The 21,330-nt window shown below is 33.7% G+C and carries 21 protein-coding genes; 6 read left to right on the top strand and 15 right to left on the bottom strand.

Going from position 1 to position 21,330, the window contains the following annotated elements:
• Nucleotides 1-784: 784 nt before the first annotated feature.
• Nucleotides 785-1,486 (bottom strand): NUDIX hydrolase, encoded by a 702-nt coding sequence (locus AC0NBN_RS13965; RefSeq protein ID WP_160813222.1) that lies wholly within the window; start codon nt 1,484-1,486, stop codon nt 785-787.
• Between the two features lie 124 nt (nt 1,487-1,610).
• On the opposite strand from AC0NBN_RS13965, the gene AC0NBN_RS13960 reads away from it, so the two are divergent.
• Nucleotides 1,611-2,249 (top strand): DUF1579 domain-containing protein, encoded by a 639-nt coding sequence (locus AC0NBN_RS13960; RefSeq protein WP_160813223.1) that lies wholly within the window; start codon nt 1,611-1,613, stop codon nt 2,247-2,249.
• A 74-nt stretch (nt 2,250-2,323) separates the two neighbouring features.
• On the opposite strand, the gene lepA is transcribed toward AC0NBN_RS13960, so the two are convergent.
• From lepA to AC0NBN_RS13940, 4 genes are all read right to left on the bottom strand, one after another.
• Entirely contained in the window at nt 2,324-4,120 is a 1,797-nt protein-coding gene (gene lepA / locus AC0NBN_RS13955) for a translation elongation factor 4 (RefSeq protein ID WP_050377848.1), read from the bottom strand.
• Nucleotides 4,121-4,348: 228 nt separating this feature from the next.
• Nucleotides 4,349-4,858 (bottom strand): hypothetical protein, encoded by a 510-nt coding sequence (locus AC0NBN_RS13950; protein WP_160813224.1) that lies wholly within the window; start codon nt 4,856-4,858, stop codon nt 4,349-4,351.
• Between the two features lie 5 nt (nt 4,859-4,863).
• Entirely contained in the window at nt 4,864-5,478 is a 615-nt protein-coding gene (locus AC0NBN_RS13945; protein ID WP_474468636.1) for a hypothetical protein, read from the bottom strand.
• A gap of 21 nt (nt 5,479-5,499) precedes the next feature.
• Nucleotides 5,500-6,051 carry a sigma-70 family RNA polymerase sigma factor gene (locus AC0NBN_RS13940; RefSeq protein ID WP_160813225.1) on the bottom strand — a complete coding sequence of 184 codons (552 nt, stop codon included), beginning with the start codon at nt 6,049-6,051 and terminating at the stop codon, nt 5,500-5,502.
• Nucleotides 6,052-6,223: 172 nt separating this feature from the next.
• Between AC0NBN_RS13940 and AC0NBN_RS13935 the strand changes: the two genes are divergently transcribed.
• The 4 genes from AC0NBN_RS13935 to porW all read left to right on the top strand — a co-directional run bounded on the left by AC0NBN_RS13935 (nt 6,224) and on the right by porW (nt 10,704).
• Complete coding sequence (locus tag AC0NBN_RS13935) at nt 6,224-6,973, top strand: Rossmann-like and DUF2520 domain-containing protein (protein WP_160813226.1); 750 nt, start codon at nt 6,224-6,226, stop codon at nt 6,971-6,973.
• Nucleotides 6,963-7,481 (top strand): KdsC family phosphatase, encoded by a 519-nt coding sequence (locus AC0NBN_RS13930; RefSeq protein ID WP_160813227.1) that lies wholly within the window; start codon nt 6,963-6,965, stop codon nt 7,479-7,481. Before AC0NBN_RS13935 ends, AC0NBN_RS13930 begins: the two co-directional genes overlap by 11 nt.
• Before the next feature lie 11 nt (nt 7,482-7,492).
• The gene (locus AC0NBN_RS13925; protein ID WP_160813228.1) at nt 7,493-8,062 is read left to right on the top strand and encodes a Maf family protein; all 570 of its coding nucleotides are present in this window, start codon (nt 7,493-7,495) and stop codon (nt 8,060-8,062) included.
• Between the two features lie 71 nt (nt 8,063-8,133).
• Complete coding sequence (gene porW, locus AC0NBN_RS13920) at nt 8,134-10,704, top strand: type IX secretion system periplasmic lipoprotein PorW/SprE (protein WP_160813229.1); 2,571 nt, start codon at nt 8,134-8,136, stop codon at nt 10,702-10,704.
• Between the two features lie 42 nt (nt 10,705-10,746).
• Here porW and tsaB read toward each other — a convergent pair whose 3' ends face one another.
• The 9 genes from tsaB to rpiB all read right to left on the bottom strand — a co-directional run bounded on the left by tsaB (nt 10,747) and on the right by rpiB (nt 18,529).
• The gene (gene tsaB / locus AC0NBN_RS13915; RefSeq protein WP_160813230.1) at nt 10,747-11,424 is read right to left on the bottom strand and encodes a tRNA (adenosine(37)-N6)-threonylcarbamoyltransferase complex dimerization subunit type 1 TsaB; all 678 of its coding nucleotides are present in this window, start codon (nt 11,422-11,424) and stop codon (nt 10,747-10,749) included.
• A 47-nt stretch (nt 11,425-11,471) separates the two neighbouring features.
• Nucleotides 11,472-11,903, bottom strand: coding sequence for a hypothetical protein (locus AC0NBN_RS13910; protein WP_160813231.1), 432 nt, complete (start codon nt 11,901-11,903; stop codon nt 11,472-11,474).
• 36 nt (nt 11,904-11,939) lie between these two features.
• On the bottom strand, nt 11,940-12,692 hold the full coding sequence (locus AC0NBN_RS13905; RefSeq protein ID WP_160813232.1) for an SDR family NAD(P)-dependent oxidoreductase: 753 nt from the start codon (nt 12,690-12,692) through the stop codon (nt 11,940-11,942).
• Nucleotides 12,693-12,782: 90 nt separating this feature from the next.
• Nucleotides 12,783-13,154, bottom strand: a complete 372-nt coding sequence (locus AC0NBN_RS13900) for a YraN family protein (protein ID WP_143883040.1) — start codon at nt 13,152-13,154, stop codon at nt 12,783-12,785.
• 48 nt (nt 13,155-13,202) lie between these two features.
• On the bottom strand, nt 13,203-14,126 hold the full coding sequence (locus tag AC0NBN_RS13895; protein ID WP_160813233.1) for an LD-carboxypeptidase: 924 nt from the start codon (nt 14,124-14,126) through the stop codon (nt 13,203-13,205).
• A 125-nt stretch (nt 14,127-14,251) separates the two neighbouring features.
• Nucleotides 14,252-14,944 carry a LysE family translocator gene (locus tag AC0NBN_RS13890; protein WP_160813234.1) on the bottom strand — a complete coding sequence of 231 codons (693 nt, stop codon included), beginning with the start codon at nt 14,942-14,944 and terminating at the stop codon, nt 14,252-14,254.
• Between the two features lie 117 nt (nt 14,945-15,061).
• On the bottom strand, nt 15,062-15,292 hold the full coding sequence (locus AC0NBN_RS13885; RefSeq protein ID WP_160813235.1) for a hypothetical protein: 231 nt from the start codon (nt 15,290-15,292) through the stop codon (nt 15,062-15,064).
• Between the two features lie 281 nt (nt 15,293-15,573).
• Entirely contained in the window at nt 15,574-17,724 is a 2,151-nt protein-coding gene (rnr, locus tag AC0NBN_RS13880; protein ID WP_160813236.1) for a ribonuclease R, read from the bottom strand.
• Nucleotides 17,725-18,094: 370 nt separating this feature from the next.
• A complete protein-coding gene (rpiB, locus tag AC0NBN_RS13875; RefSeq protein ID WP_160813237.1) occupies nt 18,095-18,529 on the bottom strand; it encodes a ribose 5-phosphate isomerase B in 435 nt (144 codons plus the stop codon).
• Nucleotides 18,530-19,370: 841 nt separating this feature from the next.
• On the opposite strand from rpiB, the gene AC0NBN_RS13870 reads away from it, so the two are divergent.
• Nucleotides 19,371-20,561 (top strand): phosphoglycerate kinase, encoded by a 1,191-nt coding sequence (locus AC0NBN_RS13870; RefSeq protein ID WP_160813238.1) that lies wholly within the window; start codon nt 19,371-19,373, stop codon nt 20,559-20,561.
• Nucleotides 20,562-20,603: 42 nt separating this feature from the next.
• Here AC0NBN_RS13870 and AC0NBN_RS13865 read toward each other — a convergent pair whose 3' ends face one another.
• Entirely contained in the window at nt 20,604-21,209 is a 606-nt protein-coding gene (locus tag AC0NBN_RS13865; RefSeq protein WP_160813239.1) for a hypothetical protein, read from the bottom strand.
• Nucleotides 21,210-21,330: the final 121 nt, after the last annotated feature.

Genomic DNA, 21,330 nt, shown 5'->3' with positions numbered 1-21,330 from the left:
GTGAATTTTATCAAAAGAAATCATAGCAGAAATTTTAGTTAAATGTTTGAATTTTAATACCTTAATTATTCTAATTTTTCTGCTTTTTTGTATCATAAATTTATTTATTCTTATTCCGAACTCACGTTATTTAATGTATATTTCATGATTGCGTTATTTTTACACAAATTTAAATGAATCTGATTTTATCTTCCAAATTTATTTGTGTTATTTTTACGCTAAATATTTTAACTGATTGATTTTCAGTGTTAAAAATTTATTTTTTTTTAAACACAAGGGGCACAAATGTTTTTCACAAAGGGCACAAATTTTATTTATGCTTTATATTTTGGCTAAAGTCGGTTTGAAATTATTTTGTTTAAACACAAGGGGCACAAATGTTTTTCACAAAGGACACAAGTATTTATTGGTTTTATGTTTAGGCTAAAGCCAATTGAAATTTTTTAATTGAAATAACGGACTAAAGTCCGTTTCTATTGATATTGAAATTGGGATAGTAATTGACTTGGTAAGCTGATTTTATTTAAACACGAATGGCGCAAATGTTTTTCACAAATGACACAAATTTTAATCAATTAATATAGAGAGTAAAATTTACACACATTGTATCATTCTGACACAGTCTGAAGAGATGCGAACTAAGTTCAAAGAATCTATTATTATGTTTAGTTTAAGTTTAAAAATTCTTCATTCCGCTTCGCTTCATTCTGAATGACAGTGAACACAGAAAAGAATTATTCGCAAGATTCGTGTAAATATTTGTGGTATTTGTGTTTAAGAAAAGCTATTTGATTTCGAAATAAAATCCCTGCTCTTCAAGTTCCTTGTATTTTTCCTGATTGAAAGTGAAGAGTTTTCCTGGTCTTCCGCTGCCTTCTTTTTTAAGATTATTGGTTTCATTAAGCAATCCGTAGCTCATGATCTTTTTGCGGAAATTACGGCGGTCTATTTCTTTTCCGATGATGGTTTTATAAAGGTTTTCAAGATCTGAAAAGGCAAATTCATCGTTTAAAAGATTAAAACCAATCGGCTGATACTGGAGTTTTGTACGAAGTCTTTTTAATGCAATATCAATAATGGATTGATGATCAAAAGCCAGTTTCGGAAGCTGATTCAAGCTGAACCATTGTGCATCTTCCGCATCAGAATCAGAATCAGCAAACAATTCATGGTAGGATGGATTGACAAGTCCTAAATAAGCGATGGAAACCACACGGTTTCGAGGATCGCGACCGACGTTTCCGAAAGTGTAAAGCTGCTCCAAAAAATCGGGCTTTATTCCTGCTTCTTCATGGAGTTCGCGTTTTACGGCATCATCCAGGTTTTCATCATCCAAAACCAGACCTCCGGGAAGCGCCCAGCCTCCTTTAAAAGGCTCGATGTTTCTTTTAATGAGAAGGATCTGAAGATCTTTCTTATCAAAATATCCGAAAATTACTGCATCTACAGCCACTTTTATATCCTGTAATTTTTTTGGAGACTCCATTGTTCTAATTTGCGTTACGAATACACAAAGCTACAATTTAGAATCATTAATATCAACATAAAGATTATTATTTTTTACATGAATTTTTTTATTAAATTTATAATCAACTTAAAACTAAACTATTATGAAAAATTTATTTTTTACTGCCTGTACTTTTTTTCTTCTTGCATCCTGTGATAAAGCTAAAACTGCTGCAAAAACAGATTCAGATAAAACAGATTCATTAACCAATGAAGAATGGAAGCCTGTAGATTCTGCAACCGCAACCAAAGCCTGGATGGATTATGCAACTCCCGGAGAAATACACAAAATGTTAGCAAAATCTGACGGAAATTGGTCTGGAGAAAATACCATGTGGATGGAAAACGGCGGAAAACCGATGGTAAGTCAATCTGAAGTTACTAACAAAATGGTTTTCGATGGTCGTTATCAGGTAAGCAATCACAAAGGAAACTTCATGGGAATGCCATTTGAAGGAATGAGCATTCTGGCTTATGACAACTCTAAAAAGAAATTTGTAAGTACATGGATCGACAATATGGGAACAGGAATTATGAATATGGAAGGCGATTGGAATCCGTCAACAAAATCTATTGAATTTAAAGGAAAAATGACAGATCCGTCAAGACCCGGAAAAGACTGTAATGTAAGAGAAGTTTTCACTTTCGTAGATGATAATACCCAAAAAATGGAAATGTACGGACCAGATTCTAAAACAGGAAAAGAATTTAAAACAATGGAAATCAAGTTTATGAAAAAATAAAAACATTAATCTCAATAAAAAAATCCGCAGAAAATTTCTGCGGATTTTGTTTTTATCTTTTGCTCATTAACTTCTTAGTCATTCAGCTTCAAAACTGCCATAAATGCTGTTTGCGGCACTTCCACTCTACCGATTTGTTTCATTTTCTTTTTACCTTCTTTCTGCTTTTCAAGAAGTTTTCTCTTACGGGAAATATCTCCTCCGTAACATTTTGCAGTAACATCTTTTCTTAAAGCTTTAATAGTTTCTCTTGCGATAACTTTCGCTCCCAAAGCTGCCTGAACTGCAATATCAAACTGTTGTCTCGGAATCAGTTCGCGCAATTTTTCACACATTTTTTTACCGATGTGATATGCGTTAGAATCGTGAATCAATGATGATAAAGCATCAACCATATCTCCATTAATCAAAATATCCATTTTTACCAGCTTAGAAGCACGCATTCCGATTGGTGAGTAATCGAATGAAGCATAACCTTTTGAAATCGATTTTAGTCTGTCGTAAAAATCAAAAACAACTTCTGCCAAAGGCATATTGAAGGTTAGTTCTACTCTATCCGCGGTTAAATAACTTTGGTTAACAATTTCACCTCTTTTTTCAATACACAAAGTCATTACTGCACCTACGAAATCAGATTTAGTAATAATCGCCGCTTTAATATAAGGCTCTTCTACTCTGTCTAAAAGATTCGGATCAATCATTTCAGACGGATTATTGATGAGAATTGCTGTTTCAGGATCTTTTTTGGAATATCCGTGGTATGAAACGTTGGGAACTGTGGTAATCACATCCATATTAAATTCTCTATCCAAACGTTCCTGAACGATTTCCATGTGAAGCATTCCTAAGAATCCGCATCGGAAACCAAAACCAAGTGCAGCAGAACTTTCTGGTTCAAAAACCAAAGAAGCATCATTCAGTCTTAATTTTTCTAAAGAGAATCTCAATTCTTCAAAATCTTCAGATTCAATTGGATAAATTCCGGCAAAAACCATTGGTTTTACTTCCTCAAACCCATCGATTGCAGCAGCAGCCGGATTTACAAAAGAAGTAATGGTATCTCCTACTTTTACTTCTCGGGCATCTTTAATCCCGGAAATAATATAGCCCACATCACCGCATTCAATAGTTTTTTTAGGTACTTGTTTCAGTTTCAGTGTTCCTACCTCATCTGCACCGTATTCTTTTCCTGTTGCGAAGAATTTAATTTTTTCATTTTTAGAAATACTTCCGTTTACGACTTTGAAATAAGCTTCAATTCCCCGGAACGGATTGTAAACTGAATCAAAAATTAACGCCTGAAGTGGTGCTTTCGGATCTCCTACTGGTGGCGGAACTCTTTTTACAATCTGCTCAAGCAAATCATGAACGCCTTCTCCTGTTTTCCCTGAAACTCGAAGAACATCTTCATATTTACAACCTAAAAGCCCCATAATTTCATCAGTAACTTCCTCAGGATTTGCAGACGGAAGATCTATTTTATTCAAAATCGGAATAATTTCCAGGTCGTTTTCCAAAGCCAGATACAAATTACTAATTGTTTGTGCCTGAATACTTTGTGCAGCATCTACAATGAGAAGTGCACCTTCGCAGGCAGCAATAGAACGCGAAACTTCGTAAGAGAAATCTACGTGTCCTGGTGTATCGATAAGGTTTAAAATATATTTTTCGCCATTAAGCTCATAATCCATCTGGATGGCGTGAGATTTTATCGTGATCCCGCGTTCTTTTTCCAAATCCATATCATCAAGCGTCTGAGATTGTAATTCTCTCTGAGTTACTGTATTGGTATACTCCAAAAGACGGTCTGCCAAAGTAGATTTACCGTGGTCGATATGGGCGATTATGCAAAAATTTCGTATGTTTTTCATTTAAGAACTATGTAATTTGCAAAGATAAAAAAAAGAGAGACAATTCCTCTCTCTTAATGTTATAGTGTGTACTATTTTGTGATTATTAAGGTAAATTTTAAAAATTTATATAATTCCGTTTATTTTTAGCTCACAGATTTATTGTAACTCTCCTTTATTGTTTAAGATAAAATTAAACGACCCTCACAATAGATTGCAAGGGTCGTCCAACATTAAAAAAATAAACTATTATGGGCTTTGCTTTTTTCCCGAAGCTTTATTTCTTCCGTGAGGTTTTCTTTCATTCATTTTATCTCTCATCATTCCCTCAGACTGGAAAAGCTTAAGTACTTTCTGGCAAGGAATTACAGTCTGCATCTTTTCTGCATACTTTTTTCTGTTTTCAAACAACTGCTGTCCTACATCAAAACTTTGCTGAAGCTTTTGTTTTGCCTCTTCTTCTGACAGTTTATCCGGATCAAAATCTGAGTCGAATTTACTTTTTATTTTGTTCTGACTTTCAATGTACTCAGTATACATTCTGGTAAACTCATCTTTGTCCTGTGCCGGAACGTTCAGCATTTCAATCATCATATTATTTCTGAACTGAGTAAGAAGATTTTTTCTCTCTTCCGGCGAAAGATTGTTTATTATCTCCTTTCTCTGCTCCGGATTCATTTTCTTCCAGTCATAATCTTTAATTTGGGCATTTAGTCCAAACCCAGAGATCATTAAAAGTGTAAATAATATTTTCTTCATCTTCTTTAATTATACAAGTCTAAATAGACATCCTGATTAGAATTATTGGCTAATTCCGCAATTTCCGAGCTGGTAAAAGAATCCAGATACTCATTCATTCTGGTCTCTGCTGAAATTTTCTTGGGCAGGTTTGCTTTATTTGTATTCTGGGTAACTTCACTTTTAACAACGGAAACTTTCACATCTTTCTGACTTATAGCTTTTTGATTGCTATTTTCAACTGAAGTTAAATCATCTTTCAAAGTTTGATAAGCAATCTGGCTTTCATTAATCTGAGTGTCAGATTTTGTGATGCTGTTTTCTGTTTCAACAACATTAGCTTCATTATTACTAAAAATAAAAGTTGATCCAAAAATAAGTGCTAAGGAAGCTGCTGCTGCATAACCCCAATTTAGGTTGAATATCGGCGTTTTCTTATTTCCTGAAATCTCTTTTAAAACATTATTCTGAACGGTAGAAAATAAATCATCCTGAACTTTATAAATGTTTTTGCGTTCTAGTTTATCAAGATCAAAATCTTTCACTCCGCTCAACACCTTTTCCTGAATATTGTCAAACATATTTTCAGGAACTTTATAAATGTTTTTGCGTTCTAAATTATTTAGATTAAAATCTTTCATGTCTGGTTTTTTTCTCAAAAATTATTTTTCATAATTTTCTTTGATGTACTCTTCTATTTTTTGTTTTGCGTAATGATAATTTGTCTTCAGAGTTCCTACAGACATATCCACAATTTTAGATATTTCTTCATAGGGCAAATCATCATAATACCTCATCGTAAATACTAGCTTCTGCTTTTCCGGAAGGCTTTGTATTGCTTTCTGTAACAGAACCTGTATTTCTTCGGCATCTCCTTCCGTATTATCAGCAACTATATTCTGCATATAATATTCCGGATCTTCATCGGTCTTCTGCATTCTCTTAAGCTTATTGATCTGCTGCAAAGCCTCATTCGTTGCAATTCTGTATAACCAGGTATACAGCTGGCTGTCATTTTTAAACTGATGAAAGTTCTGATATGCTTTTATAAATGTTTCCTGCAGTGTGTCCTGAGCAAGATCTCCATCTACAATAATACGTCTGATGTGCCAATACAATCTACTCTGATAAGCATCCATCATCACACGAATCCCTTTATCAAGTGTTCGTGAGTTTTGCATAAGCGCAATAATCTCTGCGTCTTTACTCTTCATGTGATGCTTTCATTGTTTGGATTACAAAAATATTTAAAAGTTAAATTAATCATTCAATTTTTAGTCCAATAAATTAAATTTTTAAAACTTCTTTTGATAAATATAGATAAAACTTCCGATTTGCCTCCGGATTGCTTTCAAATCCAAAACCAAAAACTATTATCTTTGTTAGATGCAAACAGTCATTATAGGTTCGGGGAATGTGGCTTACCATTTAGCAAAAGCATTTAAACAGAATAACATTCCTTTATCACAAATTTTTGGAAGAAATGAAAATGAACTTCAGAAGATTTCAGACGAGTTAGATATTCCATATTCTACTCAAAAACTGGAAGATGCTGATTTATATATTATTTCCGTAAGTGACCAGTCTATTGAAGAAGTTTCCAGAATCATTTCTAAAAAAAACTGTCTTGTTGCGCATACTTCGGGTTCTTTACCTAAAGAAATATTAGCAGGAGTGTACAGAAAATCAAGCTTTTATCCTTTGCAGACTTTTTCTAAATCTAAATCTCTGGACTACAGAAAAATTCCTTTCTTTATTGAAACCGAAAATATTGAAGATCAGCAACTTTTGATAGAACTCGCTTCCAGAATTTCAGCAAATGTGATGGAAAGTACTCATGAAAAAAGAAAATATATTCATCTCACTGCAGTTTTTGCCTGTAATTTTGTGAATCATCTTTTTGCTAGAGCTAAAGAAATTTCAGATTCGCAGGATATTCCTTTTGACTATTTTTTGCCGTTGATTGATGAAACCATTCAGAAAATTCATGAAATTGAGCCTAAATCTGCACAGACCGGACCTGCTGTAAGAAATGACCAGAGAGTTTTGCAGTTACACGAACAGTTATTAAAAGATGAAAGTCTTACAATCTACAAGACTATCAACAATTCTATTAAAAAAATGTATGAGTTATAAAGAAAATTTAAAAAATATAAAAGCATTTGTATTTGATGTAGACGGTGTTTTCACAGACGGTAGCGTTTATCTGATGCCCGGCGGAAACATGTGCAGAGTGATGAATGTACTTGACGGTTATGCCATTGTAAAAGCCCTTAAAAATGACTACCGAATCGGTGTGATTACCGGAGGAAATGACGAGATGGTAAGACACCGTCTCAATTATCTGGGAATAGAAGATTATTATGCAAAATCTCACGACAAAATGATCGATTTTGAAAATTTTAAGGAGAAATACAATCTTAAAAATGAAGAAATTCTTACCATGGGAGATGATATTCCTGATCTGCATATGATGCAAAACTCTGTGATTGCTGCATGTCCGGAAAATGCCGTTCCGGAAATTAAAAATATTGCTGATTATATTTCGTCTAAAAAGGGTGGGAGCGGAGCTGTACGCGATGTAGTTGAACAGGTGATGAAAATACAGGGAAAATGGCATGATGACAATACACAATCAGTTTAAAAACTTTTACAATGAAATTACTTTTAGCTTCGCAATCTCCGAGAAGAAAAGAACTGTTATCCGGGCTGGGTTTAGAGTTTGAGGTCGTAAAAATTGATTGTGACGAAATTTTGCCTGAAAACATTGCCATCGAAGATTCGGCTGCATATCTCTCAGAGCTTAAAGCAAAAGCTTATCAAAATCTTTCTGGAAATGAAATTTTACTCACCGCAGATACTGTAGTTGCTATTGACAGCCAAATTCTCGGAAAGCCAAAAGATCAGCAGGAAGCAAAAAAAATGCTTCGCCTTTTATCCGGAAAAATTCATCAGGTTTTTACAGGAATAACCATTAAAACTACAGATACAACCATCACAGAAACTGATGTTGCCGATGTAGAATTTGATGAAATATCTGATGATGAAATAGATTTTTATATTAAAAATTATCAGCCTTTCGATAAAGCCGGAAGCTACGGAATACAGGAATGGCTCGGAATGGCTAAAATAAAAAGCATCAAAGGAAGTTTCTATACCATCATGGGACTGCCTACTCATTTGGTGAATAAAATACTGAAGCAATTGCAGGAATTTCCAAAATAATTTTTTATTATTTTTACAAAATCATCAAACTGCTGATAATAAAAAGTAAATTAGCGAGTTATATTGAAATAATGAAAAAGAAAATCATATTCCTTTTAGCAGCAATTGTTGTCGTTTCCTGTTCCACAAAAGTGAAAAAGCCGGAAGCGAGATCAAAGTTTTTGAAAGGTTTTTCCACATACTACAATACATTGTTTAATGCCAAAGATGCCTTAAACAGTGAGTTTACAGCCAGAGATAAAGAGCATAAGGATAACTTTTATGCGCCATATATTCCTATTCTTACTTATGAAGAGCAACCTTTGGGGAGTGATTTGGGTCAATCTGCAGCATTTGCAGAAAACTCAATGAAAATGGCGGAAGTTAATCGGTCTGCAAGCACAAGAAGTGCTCCGGGAATGCCACCCGGAATGCCGGGAAATAATCCTGTGTCTCAAAATGCAGACGGAACCGAAAATCCCGGAGCTTCCGTTTTAGAAATTGCCGAAGCAAAAGCTCTGAAAGCCATTAATAAATATTCTGTTATCCGGAAAGGAGAGGAGCAGAACAAAACCATTTTTGATGCTTATATTATTCTGGCACAGTCCAGAATTTATCAGGGAAAATATCTTCCTGCTTTAGATGCGCTGAATTATGTTTTTACCCACATGAAAGAGGATAAAAGACTTCCTCTGGCTCATGTGTATGAGGCTTTGGCGTATGCTCAGATGAAAAACTTTCATAAATCTGAAGAAATATTTGCTCAGCTTAAAAGTGAAAAAATAAGTAAAGACCACGAAAAAATTCTGAGTATTTACTATGCAGAATCTCTTCTGGATGCCGGAAAAAAAGAAGAAGCAGTAAAAGAATTAGACCGTGCATTTGATCTTAACGGCAACAGAAAACTGAAAAGCAGAATCGCTTTTTTAAGAGGACAGGTATTACAGGAACAAGGAAAATCTGATCTTGCAAGAGAAAGTTTTCTTTCTGCCTATAAATATGCCAATGATTTTGAGTTTGAAGTAAAATCTCAGATCGAAATCGCAAAGACATTCAACGGAAAAGGAAATTATGAAGGCGCAAAAGATTATCTTGAAAAAATAAGCAAAAAAGGAACTTACGGATCAAGAAAAAATGAATTTTACTATGCTCTCGGATTAATGGCAAATAAAGCCGGCAAAAAGACAGAGGCACAGGAATTTTTCAGAAAATCTTTACTGGAAAAAGTGTCCGATTCGCAGGTAAGAGGGTTGGCTTATTATGAAATAGGGAAGAGCTATCTGGAAAAGAATGATTACATCGGAGCCGGAGCTTATTATGATTCTGCATTGGTAGCGATGACATACGAACCTTCAAAAATTTTACTGCAGGATCAGTCTAACTACATCAAAAAAATCTCAAAAAATTATTACCTGATCAAGAAAAACGACAGTATTCTTTCTTTGGCTAAAATGACAGAACCGCAGAAAAATGAATATTTTGCCAAATACATCGAAAAACTAAAAATTAAAGAAGAAAAAGAAGAACTGGAGAGAAGAAGAGCCGAAAGAAGCAAAGGTTTTGATTCCGGAGACTATAATGCCAATTCTATTTTTGCCAACGGAGGCGGAAGTTTTGAGGATTTCGGGGTAGCAGCCAAAGGTTTTTATTTCAGCAACAACAATACGGTAAGTAAAGGTTCTGCAACCTTTAAGCAGGTTTGGGGCGACCGTGCTTTGTCAGACAATTGGCGTTATTCCAAAAAAATGGCTTCTCTTGAGGATTTGAAAAATGAAGCTCTAGGCGTAAACACAGCTCCTAATCCCAGACGTTTTGAGCCGGCTTTCTACATTGAGCAGATTCCTACAGACGCAGCCAGACTTTCACAGCTGAAAAAAGACAGAGATACAGCTTCTCTGGGACTGGGCGTAATGTATCAGAATTATTTTACCAATACTCCTTTAGCTACCAAAACATTATACGATCTGGTAGATGTGAAACCCGAAGAAAAAGTAATGCTGCAGGCTTTGTATGAAATTTTCGCAATGAATTACGAGAAAAATCCTCAGATTGCTGCAAGAGCAAAACAGATTTTACTGACAGATTATCCTTACACATCGTACGCTGAATTTGCCAGAAATCCTAAAAACAGCAATTTTGTAAAATCATCCGATGAAGTAGAAAATGCATATAAAACTGCATATTCATTGTATGAATCTGAAAAATTTGCGCAAAGCCAAGGTAAAATAGAAGAGATTATCCTCAAATATCCGAAAGATGCGCTGGTTCCTAAACTGAGTCTTCTGAACGCTTTCAATGCCGGAAAAACCAATGGCAAAGAAGTAATGATTCTGCAGCTTGAACAACTGGTTCTGAATTACGCCAAAACTCCGGAAGGCATTAAAGCCAAAGAAATGCTGAATTACCTGAAAAGTGATCTGAAGTTTCAGGCAACGGATAATAAAGGAAATGCGATTCAGAATAATCAGCAGATGGTAGGTAATCAAAACAATCAGGCAGGAAATATTCCTCAGGATAAGATCAATCAGCAGCAAAATCAAATTCAGCAGAATAAGAATATGCAGCCAATGAATAATCAAAAAAATGGTGTTCCCAAAAAACCGCAAGAAAATGAACTTCAGACAGTTCCCAATGCTGTTCCGGCAAATCCTTTCGGTAAATAAAATATAAAAGCGAAGAAAATAATCTTCGCTTTTTTAATGATGTTATTCTGCCTTTTTCTTTTTAACTCCATGAAAATCTTTCAGATAAAAAGGTTCAAAATAAGCAATATCCTCAAATTCCTTATTTTGTATTTTTTCTAAAGTTTTTTTGACCAAATACTGTGCAGAAGGATAGATATCCGTTTTAAATTCGGCATTCGAAAGTTCTAGAATATCTTTTGCCTTTGCAGCTCCGTCTCCTACAAAAAGAATTTTTTTATCTTTAAATTCTTCAAAAGCATATTCATCTAAAATTTTTGCTTCTGTCGGTAAGATTTCTTCACCCGAATTTCCATCATAAGCGGCCGTATAAACCTCCATTCGTCTCGCATCGACTAAAGGGATAACCAAATCATAGTTTTGCCTTAAAAACGGCTCAATCATGCTTTCCATAGAATTAACGGCAACCAAAGGTATTTTCAGACCATAACAAAACCCTTTTGCCGAAGCTGCACCAATTCTCAAACCTGTGTAAGAACCGGGACCTTTTCCTAAAGAAACCGCCTCAATGTCTTTCATAGAAAGTTTTGCGCCTTCTAAAGCCCATTCTACAAATGTGTGAAGCGATTCTGATTGTTTATAGTTTTCTGAAACTTCTTCGCATACACATAACAATTTATCACCATCAGAAATGGCAACTGAACAGTTTTTGGACGAGGTTTCAAGGTATAGGATTTTCATTTAGACTAAATTTTATAAATAATTTATCTTTTTCTAATCACGCAAATTTATGGCTTTATTTCGACACTTTGCCGGCTCCACAGTTTCCAGCCGGAATTCTTTTTGATCCAAATTTCCAGAAGTGATAAAGTCATTTTAAATTCCTGATTTTTATACAAACCCGAGACGCTTATTTTTCTTCGGATGCTGAATGTATTGTTGAATTTTTTAATTTCGGAAATTTCTGTCTGCCTGATTTCTTTATAAATAACTTTTTTGTCCAAAAAATCTTTTTTAAAATCATCCAGATTCTGAATCCAGCCATTGGAATGACCGAAAGAAACACCCTTTTCAAACAAATCTATAATCCCTGAATCATTATTCTGCATCAAATAATCCAGTTTTTCCGTTTGGGAAAGCAATTGTTTTTCCTGTTTTGAATACTTCTGAGAAAATCCCAAAGCAAAACAAAACAAAAGTAGGATAGGGAACAACCTCATTTTCAAATTCTCAGATTAATTTATTTTAGATTGAGATTATCCTTTTCTGTAAATCGTTCTCGGTTCGCTCTGTGCGCTCGGATAAATGGTCATATCCGAAACTGTGACATGTTGCGGAGCGTTGATGCAATAGGCAATCGCATCGGCAATATCTTCAGCTTTTAAGGCTTCATAACCAGCATAAACTGTTGCAGCTCTTTCCTGATCTCCTTTAAACCGGATTAAAGAAAAATCTGTTGCTACAGCTCCGGGTTGAATATTGGTCACCCGAATTCCAAATTCTGTCAGTTCAATTCTCATTCCTTCAGAAATGACATCAACCGCTTTTTTTGTTGCGCAGTAAACTACACCATTGGCATAGGTTTGTCTTGCAGCCACCGAACTGATATTGATAATCTGCCCCGAATTTCTTTCTTTCATCATCGGAATCAGGGTTTTAGAAACGTATAAAAGTCCTTTTACGTTTCCATCAATCATGTTATCCCAATCATCTGTACTTCCTGCTGAAAGCGGTTCTAAACCATGTGCATTTCCAGCATTATTGATAAGAACATCCACATTTTTCCATTCTTCGGGAAGCGATGAAATGGCATTTTCAACCTCTTGTAAATTGCGAACATCAAATTGTAAACTGAAAACTTCAGCTGATTCTGATAATTCTGATTTTACCTTTTCTAAAACTTCTGCACGTCTTCCGCAGATGATGATTCTGTTTCCCTGTTTTGCTAAAAGTTCTGCTGTTGCTTTTCCAATTCCGGAAGTAGCTCCCGTGATGAGTATTGTTTTCATAAAAATTTTCAATTTTAAATGTGACAATGTAATAATTTAGCAATGCAACAATCATTTTTACACTGGTAATTTGCTACATTATTACATTGATTAATTCGCATCGAATGCTTCAAAAGCATCTTCAATATGTTCTATTTCTAATTTTCCGGTTTTATCGGGGAGTACGGAAATAATATCAAATCTTACTTCCTGATTTTTATTGAACTCTTCCATAAAATGATTGGCTGCCAAAACAATAGATTTGATCTTTGCTTTTGTAACCGCTTCCTGAGGAAGAATAAAAATATCAGTGGAACGCGCTTTTACTTCAACCACAACAATCAGATGATCTTTTTCAGCAATAATATCAATTTCAGATTTTTGAAAGCGGAAGTTTCTGACAAGAATTTTGTATCCGTTTTTTACTAAATATTCAGCTGCCAAGTCTTCTGCTTTTTTGCCTAATTCGTTATGATCTGCCATTGGATGAGTTTTTGAGAGTGGGAGAGTCCGGCTATTAATAGTTTTTAATTAAAACTCAATCTTTACTTTATCATCAATCTTCATCTTAATTTCACTTCCGATAATCAACGGTCGGTTGTCTTTAATATGACCATTTGGAAAACCAAAAATAACAGGAAAATGATATTTTGAAATTCGGTCTGAAATAAGTTTAAAAGCAAATTCATCGAAACTTTCTTCGTATTGGCTGTTATCTTTTTCATCCCCCATATTGGTCATTCCACCAATAATTAAACCTTTGATTTTTTTGAAAACTCCCGCCAGTTCCAGACTCATCATCATTCGGTCGAGCGCATAAAATTTTTCTCCAATTTCTTCTATGAATAAAATTTTGTCATTAAAATCAAATGAATATTTCGTTCCTAAAAGCGCATAAACTAATGCTAAATTTCCTCCGATCAATTCTCCTTCAATATTTCCCAGCTTATTAAGCTGATGAGATTTTAAACTATATTCTGATCTTTTTCCTTTTAAAATATCAAAAATAAGATCATAACTTTCTGTAGTAACCCCAAAACTTGAGGTTTTGATGGTTTGTCCGTTAATGGAAACGAAACCTTTTTTCAGCAAATAACTTTGAACAGCTGTATTATCAGAATACCCGATGTACCATTTAGGGTTTTTAGCAAATTCCTTTAGGTTTAAACCTTCTAATAAATGCTGACATCCGTAACCGCCTCTTGAAGCCCAGATTGCAGAAATCTCGCTGTCATTTAATGCCCAGTTAATATCTTTTAATCTTTCTGATTCGGTTCCTGCGTAATTGTAGCCGTTGGAAAATTTTGTGTAAAGATTTTCACCTAAAACAGGTTCATAACCTTTAGATTTAATCATCTCTAAACCTTTTTCCAATTGAGCAGGCTCAACAGAACCTGCAGGAGAAATGATTGCTATTTTATCACCTTTTTTAAGGGCTTTGGGAAATATTTTCATTATCAGATGTCGTTTTTATTTAAATTAATGTTCAAAACTTTTTTTTACGCAATGTGCGAAATGATTTTTTTTACGCAAGTACGTTTCTCAGCAAGGTTGGATTTATGATAAGAATTATTATGTCTTTAAATTTTATCTGTTTTTTTGTATTTTAATTCCTTTTTTTCTGCTTCCTCAAGCTGTTTTTCAAACTGGTTAAACATTTTAAAACTTTGAAGGAAAATGAAAAAACTGAATATGATTAAAACTACACCAACTCCTTTTCTGATATTGTTGGCGAGCTTTTGAGTCAGTTTGTCATGAAATTGCTTTGCCAGAAAAATTTTAAGAAAATCTATTGCCAGATACGTTGCGATCACGATTCCCAAATATAAAATTACGCTTTCGGTATCCGGATACTGATTTCTCACTCCAATTACTGTGACGAGCCAGAACAGTATTACACCTACATTCAAAAGATTTAATAAAAATCCGTTGATAAAAGTTTTAAAATAATTCTGACTGATAAGTTTTTCTTCTCCGGGCATCCTCATTTTAGTCTTGGTTACCAACATGATAATTCCATAAGTAAGGATAAGAATCGACGTAATTCTGTAAAACCCGGGATGTTTGTCGATAAGATCAACAATATCTGCACTGGCGTAATAAGCTGCAACAATACAAAGCAAATCTGCAGTAATTACGCCAAAATCAAGCGATAAAGCGTGTTTCGGACCACGGGAAAAACTGGTTTCAATTAAGAGAAAAAAGATTGGCCCGATAAAAACGAGACTCAGCATAAAACCTAAACCAATGGCAGAAAGTATGAGTTCAAACATTCAAATTTTGTTTCAAAGTCAAATTTAAAGATTATATTTTTATTTGGGTTTAAAAAGAAGATTGTTTTGATTGTTATTAAAACAAAAACATCGCTAAACAGCAATCTTGTTTAAGTATTAAAAATTATTACAAGCTTCTTTATATACGAATTTGAAATCCTTTCTAACTTTTAAACCAAATATACCTCTTTCAAAAGTATAGATGATTTGATTGTTACCCCACATTCTTTTATAATCAATAAAAAAACTTCTTGTCATATAAGAATATTGATAGGCATTTCCGCTGAGATAAATATAAGTCGTTTTTCCTTTCTGACGGCTGTGTCTTCCGCCAATTTCTGAAATCATATTTTTAAAACAATATGTTTCTTTTTGAGGATTCATCCCAGTAAAATAATTTATCGCGAAAAAACAATTAACTATAAAAGGAAAAACGACTCCAAAAAAATAAATTTTGTCGTTGTTTTTAATTTTTATACGGTTTTGATTGATTAATGTATTAACAATAATGCAAATTACAGCGATACTGATTAGAAAAACATAAAAATTGATAACAGTCTTAAATATTATTGTTATTATTAAAATAATATTTAAAATACTAAAAACAATACATTTATCAACTTTTGTCATTACTCAACAATCTTAAAATCAAGCTGTTTAGCAATCAAATTAGCTTTTACTACTTTAATTTTTACCTTATCTCCCAACTGATAGCGGTTTCCTGTACGGTTTCCGTAAACTGCATGAGTAGATTTATCGTAGGTGTAAGAATCATCCATCAAATCACGGAGTTTTATTAAACCTTCCGCTCCGTTTTCAGGAATTTCAACCCAGAAACCAAATTCTGCAACTCCTGAAATAACCCCTGTGAAAGTTTCTCCTAAATGTTTTTCCATAAATTTCACCTGCATAAACTTGATTGAATCTCTTTCTGCATCTGCCGCTAAACGCTCCATTGAACTGCAGTGTTTTGCTTTTTCTTCCAGTTCGTTTCTGTCTGGAGATTTTCCTCCATCAAGATAATGCTGAAGCAATCTGTGCGCAAGCAAATCCGGATAACGGCGGATAGGAGAGGTGAAGTGTGAGTAATAATCGAATCCTAAACCATAGTGACCGATCGGTTCGGTAGAGTAGATGGCTTTGCTCATGCTTCGCATTGCCAGAGTTTCGATCATATTTTCTTCGCCTTTTCCTTTTACATCTTTCAGTAAATTATTCAAAGATTCAGCGACTTTTTTGGTATTTGCCAAATCCATTTTGTATCCGAAAGTGGAAACAAAATCTCTTAAAGCTTCCAGCTTTGCAGGATCCGGATCATCATGAACTCTGTAAATAAAGGTATTTCCATTCGGTCTTCCTTTTTTCAACGATACAAATTCTGAAACTTTTCTATTGGCCAAAAGCATAAATTCTTCAATCAGGTGGTTTGAATCTTTACTGATTTTAAAATAAACACCAATCGGCTGATTGTTTTCATCCAAATTAAACCGGACTTCGCTTCTGTCGAAAGTAATTGCCCCATTTCTGATACGTTCTCCGCGCATAATTTTAGCTAAACCATCCAAAACGTTGATTTCTTCCTGCAAATCACCTTCTTTGGTTTCGATTCTTTCCTGAGCTTCTTCATACGTAAATCTTCTGTCGGAATGAATAACCGTTCTTCCGAACCACTCTTTTTTAACTTCTGCTTTATCATTCAGTTCAAAAACAGCAGAAAATGTGTATTTATCCTCGTTCGGACGAAGTGAACAGACATCATTGCTTAAAACTTCAGGAAGCATCGGTACAACACGGTCTACCAAATACACGGATGTTGCTCTTTGGTACGCTTCATCATCCAGAATTGTTCCCGGAACTACATAGTGAGAAACATCTGCAATATGAACCCCAACTTCCCAGTTTCCGTTGTCTAATTTTCTGATTGATAATGCATCATCAAAATCTTTTGCATCTTTCGGGTCTATTGTAAAAGTAAGTACTTCACGCATATCCCAGCGTTTTGCTGCCTCTTCATCTGTAATTCTTCGGTCTATTTTATCAGCATCTATTTCCACCTCTTCAGGGAAATTGTATGGTAAACCATATTCAGCGAGAATAGAGTGGATCTCCGTTTCATGTTCCCCAGGATTTCCAAGAACCTGTAGAATTTCACCTTCAGGATTTTTGTCTCCAGGTTTCCATTCGGTCATTTTTACGATGACTTTATTGCCGTTTTCAGCACCGTTAATTTTATTTTTCGGAATGAAAATATCGGTGTTGATCGTCTTTTTATCACAAACCACAAAACCAAACTCTTTATGCGGAACCAGCTGAAAAGTACCCACAAATTCTGTTCTTTTTCTTTCTAAAACTTCCAAAACGGAACCTTCCAGCTTTTTCCCTTTGAAATTATAAGTTACAATGAGTACCGTGTCACCCTGCAAAGCATCTTTTACATTCTTTGAATGAATGAAAATATCGTCTTTTAAATTTTCCACGGTAACATAAGCATTACCGCTTTGGTTGAAATCTATGGTTCCTGTTAAAGTACCTTCAATATTAAGATTAATACTGAATTTTCCTTTTTCGGTTTCTTTTATTCTCTGGTTTGCTAATAATTTGTGCAAAGCCTGAATTACCATCTCACGCTGTCTCGGATTTTTATAATCTATCCCGTCTGAGATTTGCTTGTAATTGTACAGCTTTGTTTGATTCTGATTCATAAATCTCATAATCAGCTTTCCGATTTCCATGAGTTTATGATCATTTTTCTGACTTATATATTTTTTCTTTTTTGCCATTTTTAATTAATTATTCAAATATATTCCGATTTTATCCTGAATATACAGTTGTAAATATGAATTCTATTTATACTCATTAAAATTCATCATTTTTCTTGCCAATAATTTCTGTCTGAGCTGCAGAAATGAATATGAAGAAAATTGAAACAGATTTCATCGTCGAATATTTATTAATATCAAGATAGAATCTTGTGATAATCTTTCTATAAATTTATAATAAATATGGAGAAGTGCGAGGAAAACTTTTTGATGTTCTAAAAGATGATCAAAAATTTTAATGGAATCAACAGTCTGGTAAGTTCTGTTTTGAGTTGCAAATATACAATAAAAAATAAAAGGCCTGAAAAATGATTTTCAAGCCTTTATCAATTTAGCAAAATGCAATTTTGTCAACTCTGTTTTGGTGTCTTCCACCTTCAAATTCTGTATTCAGAAATGTTTTTACAATCTCCAAAGCAAACTCTTTTGCTACAAATCTTGCCGGTAAAGCAACCATATTGGCTTTATTATGTTGCTTAGATAATGCCGCAATTTCCGGCATCCATGCTAATGCACAACGAATTCCCTGATGTTTATTGGCAGAAAGCTGAACGCCTTGTCCGCTTCCGCAAACTAAAATTCCTAATTCGTTTTCTCCATTTTCAACCGAAGTTGCAGCTGGATGTACAAAATCCGGATAATCTACACTTTCCAGAGAATGAGTTCCAAAATCCTGAATTTCAAATTCATCCTGAAGCTGCTGTTTCAGATATTCTTTATATTCAAAACCTGCGTGATCTGCTGCGATAGCGATTTTTCTTTTCATTTTAACTTAATACTAGATTTATCTTACAAAGTTACTGTAAATCTAAGATATTATATTATTTTTATTTAACTAAATTTTTAGTTAGTAAAGCAATATTTGCAAAGAATTGGTATAACTCCTCATTTTAATATATTTTTCACATATATATACCGGAATTAACCCATTTGGAATTACTTATAAGAATTAATTTTCAGAATAAGTATTCGTTTCAGTGTATTTATTTAATAAGTAATTGATAGTCAATTTATAATATGATTCCATTTTCTTGTGAAGCTGTGTGTTCCACAATTGTTAATTAAACCCGTATAAATTGTTAAGAGCAATGTGAATAAGTGTGGAAAACTTTGTTGAAAATAATGTTTTTTTGCTTTATTAAAATTCGTAATGAAATATTCTTCCAAAAATAATTTCAAAACTTTTTCAAAACTTTTTGCAGGTATTATTATTTTTTTCCATATTCCTTTTATCAAGAAAGATGATATCTAGAAAGTTATCCATAATTGTTGGTAAAACCAGAAATAATCACATTTACAGATAATTAAATTGTGGATTAACTATGAGTTTCAGATCATTTTTATGTGATGAAGTTTTATGAGAAAACTTATCCCCGAAATTCACATCACTCAACAACATTACTCATTCTTTTATTTTAAAAAAAAGAAATTAATGTTGATTATTGAATGAACGGGCTTCTCATTTTTTTTGAAAACTTTTAGATGTTTCCGTTTCCTCCGAAAATTTAAAATCTTACATTTGTGAAAGTAAAATTTAAAAGAACCGCGCATGAATGACATGAGTTCTTTTAGTCTAAAATGATAACCCTTACAATATTTTAAACAATATGAAAACAATCAAAGATTACAATTTTCAAGGAAAGAAAGCTCTGGTAAGAGTAGATTTTAATGTTCCGCAGGATGATCAGCTTAAAGTAACCGATAATACGAGAATTGCAGCGGTAAAGCCTACTGTAGATAAGATTCTTTCTGATGAAGGTTCTGTTATCTTGATGGCGCATCTGGGAAGACCAAAAGGAGAAGCTAAGGATGAGTTTTCTTTAAAACATATTGTAGATGAAATTTCTGATGTGTTGGGTAATAAAGTAAAATTTGCAGAAGACTGTATTGGTGAAAATGCTGTAAAAGCTGCAGCTGAACTGCAGCCTGGTGAAATTCTTTTGCTTGAGAATCTCAGATTTCATAATGAAGAAGAGAAAGGAGATGTAAAATTTGCAGAACAATTGTCTAAACTTGGAGATGCGTATGTGAATGATGCATTCGGTACGGCTCACAGAGCACATGCTTCAACGGCTGTAATCGCTCAGTTTTTTCCTTCAACTAAATTTTTCGGTATTTTGATGGCAAATGAGCTTAAAGCCATTGATAAAGTCTTAAAATCAGGTGAAAAACCTGTAACTGCTATTCTTGGAGGTTCTAAAGTTTCTACTAAAATTACAATTATTGAAAATATTCTTCCAGCAGTTGATAATTTGATTATTGGCGGAGGAATGGCATTCACATTTATTAAAGCTTTAGGCGGAAAAATAGGAACATCTTTGGTAGAGGATGACAAACTCAGTTTAGCATTGGAAATTTTGGAAAAAGCAAAAGAAAATAATGTTAAGGTATATCTTCCTTCAGATACGATAATTGCTGAAAGTTTCAATAACGATGCTGAAAGAAAAGAGGTGAATATCTACGAAATTCCGGAAGGTTGGATGGGACTTGATGCTGGTAGCCAATCAAGAGAACAGTTTAATGACGTACTCTTAAATTCAAGAACTATTTTATGGAATGGTCCTATCGGTGTATTTGAGATGTCAAATTTTGCAGCCGGAACTGTTGCACTTGGGGAAAGTATTGCAGAAGCCACTAAGTTAGGTGCATTCTCTTTAGTTGGAGGAGGGGATAGCGTTGCTTTTGTAAAACAGTTTGGTTACGGTGATAAAGTAAGCTATGTTTCTACCGGAGGAGGAGCAATGCTGGAAAGTTTGGAAGGACTTGAACTTCCAGGTGTTTCAGCAATCAATAATTAGAATTCCTATATTTAAATAAAACCTCCGATTTTTCGGAGGTTTTTACTTTATTTTTTCAATTCTCGTTTTGAAATAACCTTTTGCATAATATTCTACAGGTTTTAAATAGGTTTTTTCATCTGTACATTTGAATTCTACATACCCGAAAATACTGTCATTTTTCTTATATGTCTTTTTGTTTAAAATCAACTTGCTGAATATAAATTTTAAACTTGAGTTTTGATAAGTGGGTCCTGCATCTGAAAAAGATGAATAGGTGACTTTATATTTCTTTTTAAATACTGAAATTTTAAAACCATTTCCTGTATATCCGTTACTATTCATGACATGAATTGAAAGTGTGTCAGAATTATAAAAATTTGCTGCGCAGGTTATATTTCTAAGAAATATGTCATTCTTTTCCAAAGTATCTTTCAGATCGATTTTTTCATCTTGTAAGAAAATTATATTATTTGTTTTTTTCTGTAGAGTAGCATTGTCAAATAAAAAAGAAAATTCTTTTTCATCATTAAACTTTTTGAAATTGATATTATTTTTAATATCAGAATTTACCACAATAGTTTTCCATTCATCTCCGAATTTTTCCTTTTCCTTTTTATTACATGAAATTTGTAAGAATAAAATGATGAGCAAAATATTATTTTTCATAAAGAGTTTTATTAATCTCCTTTTTAAAAATCCGAAATCTTAATTACTAAATTTTATTTTTTCAATAAAATTATTCCAAAATTCTAAAAATTGACCTTCATAAATAGCTCAAAAATCTATT

The organism is Chryseobacterium sp. L12, assembly GCF_056133985.1.
Note: the sequence above shows the minus strand (reverse complement) of the source record. Positions and strands in the feature narration are given on the sequence as shown.

Bases quoted from the DNA above. Each gene is read 5' to 3' on its own strand.
- porW (WP_160813229.1), top strand. From the start codon at position 8,134: ATGAAAAAGAAAATCATATTCCTTTTAGCAGCAATTGTTGTCGTTTCC.
- lepA (WP_050377848.1), bottom strand. From the start codon at position 4,120: ATGAAAAACATACGAAATTTTTGCATAATCGCCCATATCGACCACGGT.
- AC0NBN_RS13945 (WP_474468636.1), bottom strand. From the start codon at position 5,478: ATGAAAGATTTTAATCTAAATAATTTAGAACGCAAAAACATTTATAAA.
- rnr (WP_160813236.1), bottom strand. From the start codon at position 17,724: ATGGCAAAAAAGAAAAAATATATAAGTCAGAAAAATGATCATAAACTC.
- AC0NBN_RS13960 (WP_160813223.1), top strand. From the start codon at position 1,611: ATGAAAAATTTATTTTTTACTGCCTGTACTTTTTTTCTTCTTGCATCC.
- AC0NBN_RS13925 (WP_160813228.1), top strand. From the start codon at position 7,493: ATGAAATTACTTTTAGCTTCGCAATCTCCGAGAAGAAAAGAACTGTTA.
- AC0NBN_RS13890 (WP_160813234.1), bottom strand. From the start codon at position 14,944: ATGTTTGAACTCATACTTTCTGCCATTGGTTTAGGTTTTATGCTGAGT.
- tsaB (WP_160813230.1), bottom strand. From the start codon at position 11,424: ATGAAAATCCTATACCTTGAAACCTCGTCCAAAAACTGTTCAGTTGCC.
- AC0NBN_RS13895 (WP_160813233.1), bottom strand. From the start codon at position 14,126: ATGAAAATATTTCCCAAAGCCCTTAAAAAAGGTGATAAAATAGCAATC.
- AC0NBN_RS13885 (WP_160813235.1), bottom strand. From the start codon at position 15,292: ATGATTTCAGAAATTGGCGGAAGACACAGCCGTCAGAAAGGAAAAACG.
- AC0NBN_RS13965 (WP_160813222.1), bottom strand. From the start codon at position 1,486: ATGGAGTCTCCAAAAAAATTACAGGATATAAAAGTGGCTGTAGATGCA.
- AC0NBN_RS13870 (WP_160813238.1), top strand. From the start codon at position 19,371: ATGAAAACAATCAAAGATTACAATTTTCAAGGAAAGAAAGCTCTGGTA.
- AC0NBN_RS13930 (WP_160813227.1), top strand. From the start codon at position 6,963: ATGAGTTATAAAGAAAATTTAAAAAATATAAAAGCATTTGTATTTGAT.
- AC0NBN_RS13950 (WP_160813224.1), bottom strand. From the start codon at position 4,858: ATGAAGAAAATATTATTTACACTTTTAATGATCTCTGGGTTTGGACTA.
- AC0NBN_RS13935 (WP_160813226.1), top strand. From the start codon at position 6,224: ATGCAAACAGTCATTATAGGTTCGGGGAATGTGGCTTACCATTTAGCA.
- AC0NBN_RS13865 (WP_160813239.1), bottom strand. From the start codon at position 21,209: ATGAAAAATAATATTTTGCTCATCATTTTATTCTTACAAATTTCATGT.
- rpiB (WP_160813237.1), bottom strand. From the start codon at position 18,529: ATGAAAAGAAAAATCGCTATCGCAGCAGATCACGCAGGTTTTGAATAT.
- AC0NBN_RS13940 (WP_160813225.1), bottom strand. From the start codon at position 6,051: ATGAAGAGTAAAGACGCAGAGATTATTGCGCTTATGCAAAACTCACGA.
- AC0NBN_RS13910 (WP_160813231.1), bottom strand. From the start codon at position 11,903: ATGAGGTTGTTCCCTATCCTACTTTTGTTTTGTTTTGCTTTGGGATTT.
- AC0NBN_RS13900 (WP_143883040.1), bottom strand. From the start codon at position 13,154: ATGGCAGATCATAACGAATTAGGCAAAAAAGCAGAAGACTTGGCAGCT.
- AC0NBN_RS13905 (WP_160813232.1), bottom strand. From the start codon at position 12,692: ATGAAAACAATACTCATCACGGGAGCTACTTCCGGAATTGGAAAAGCA.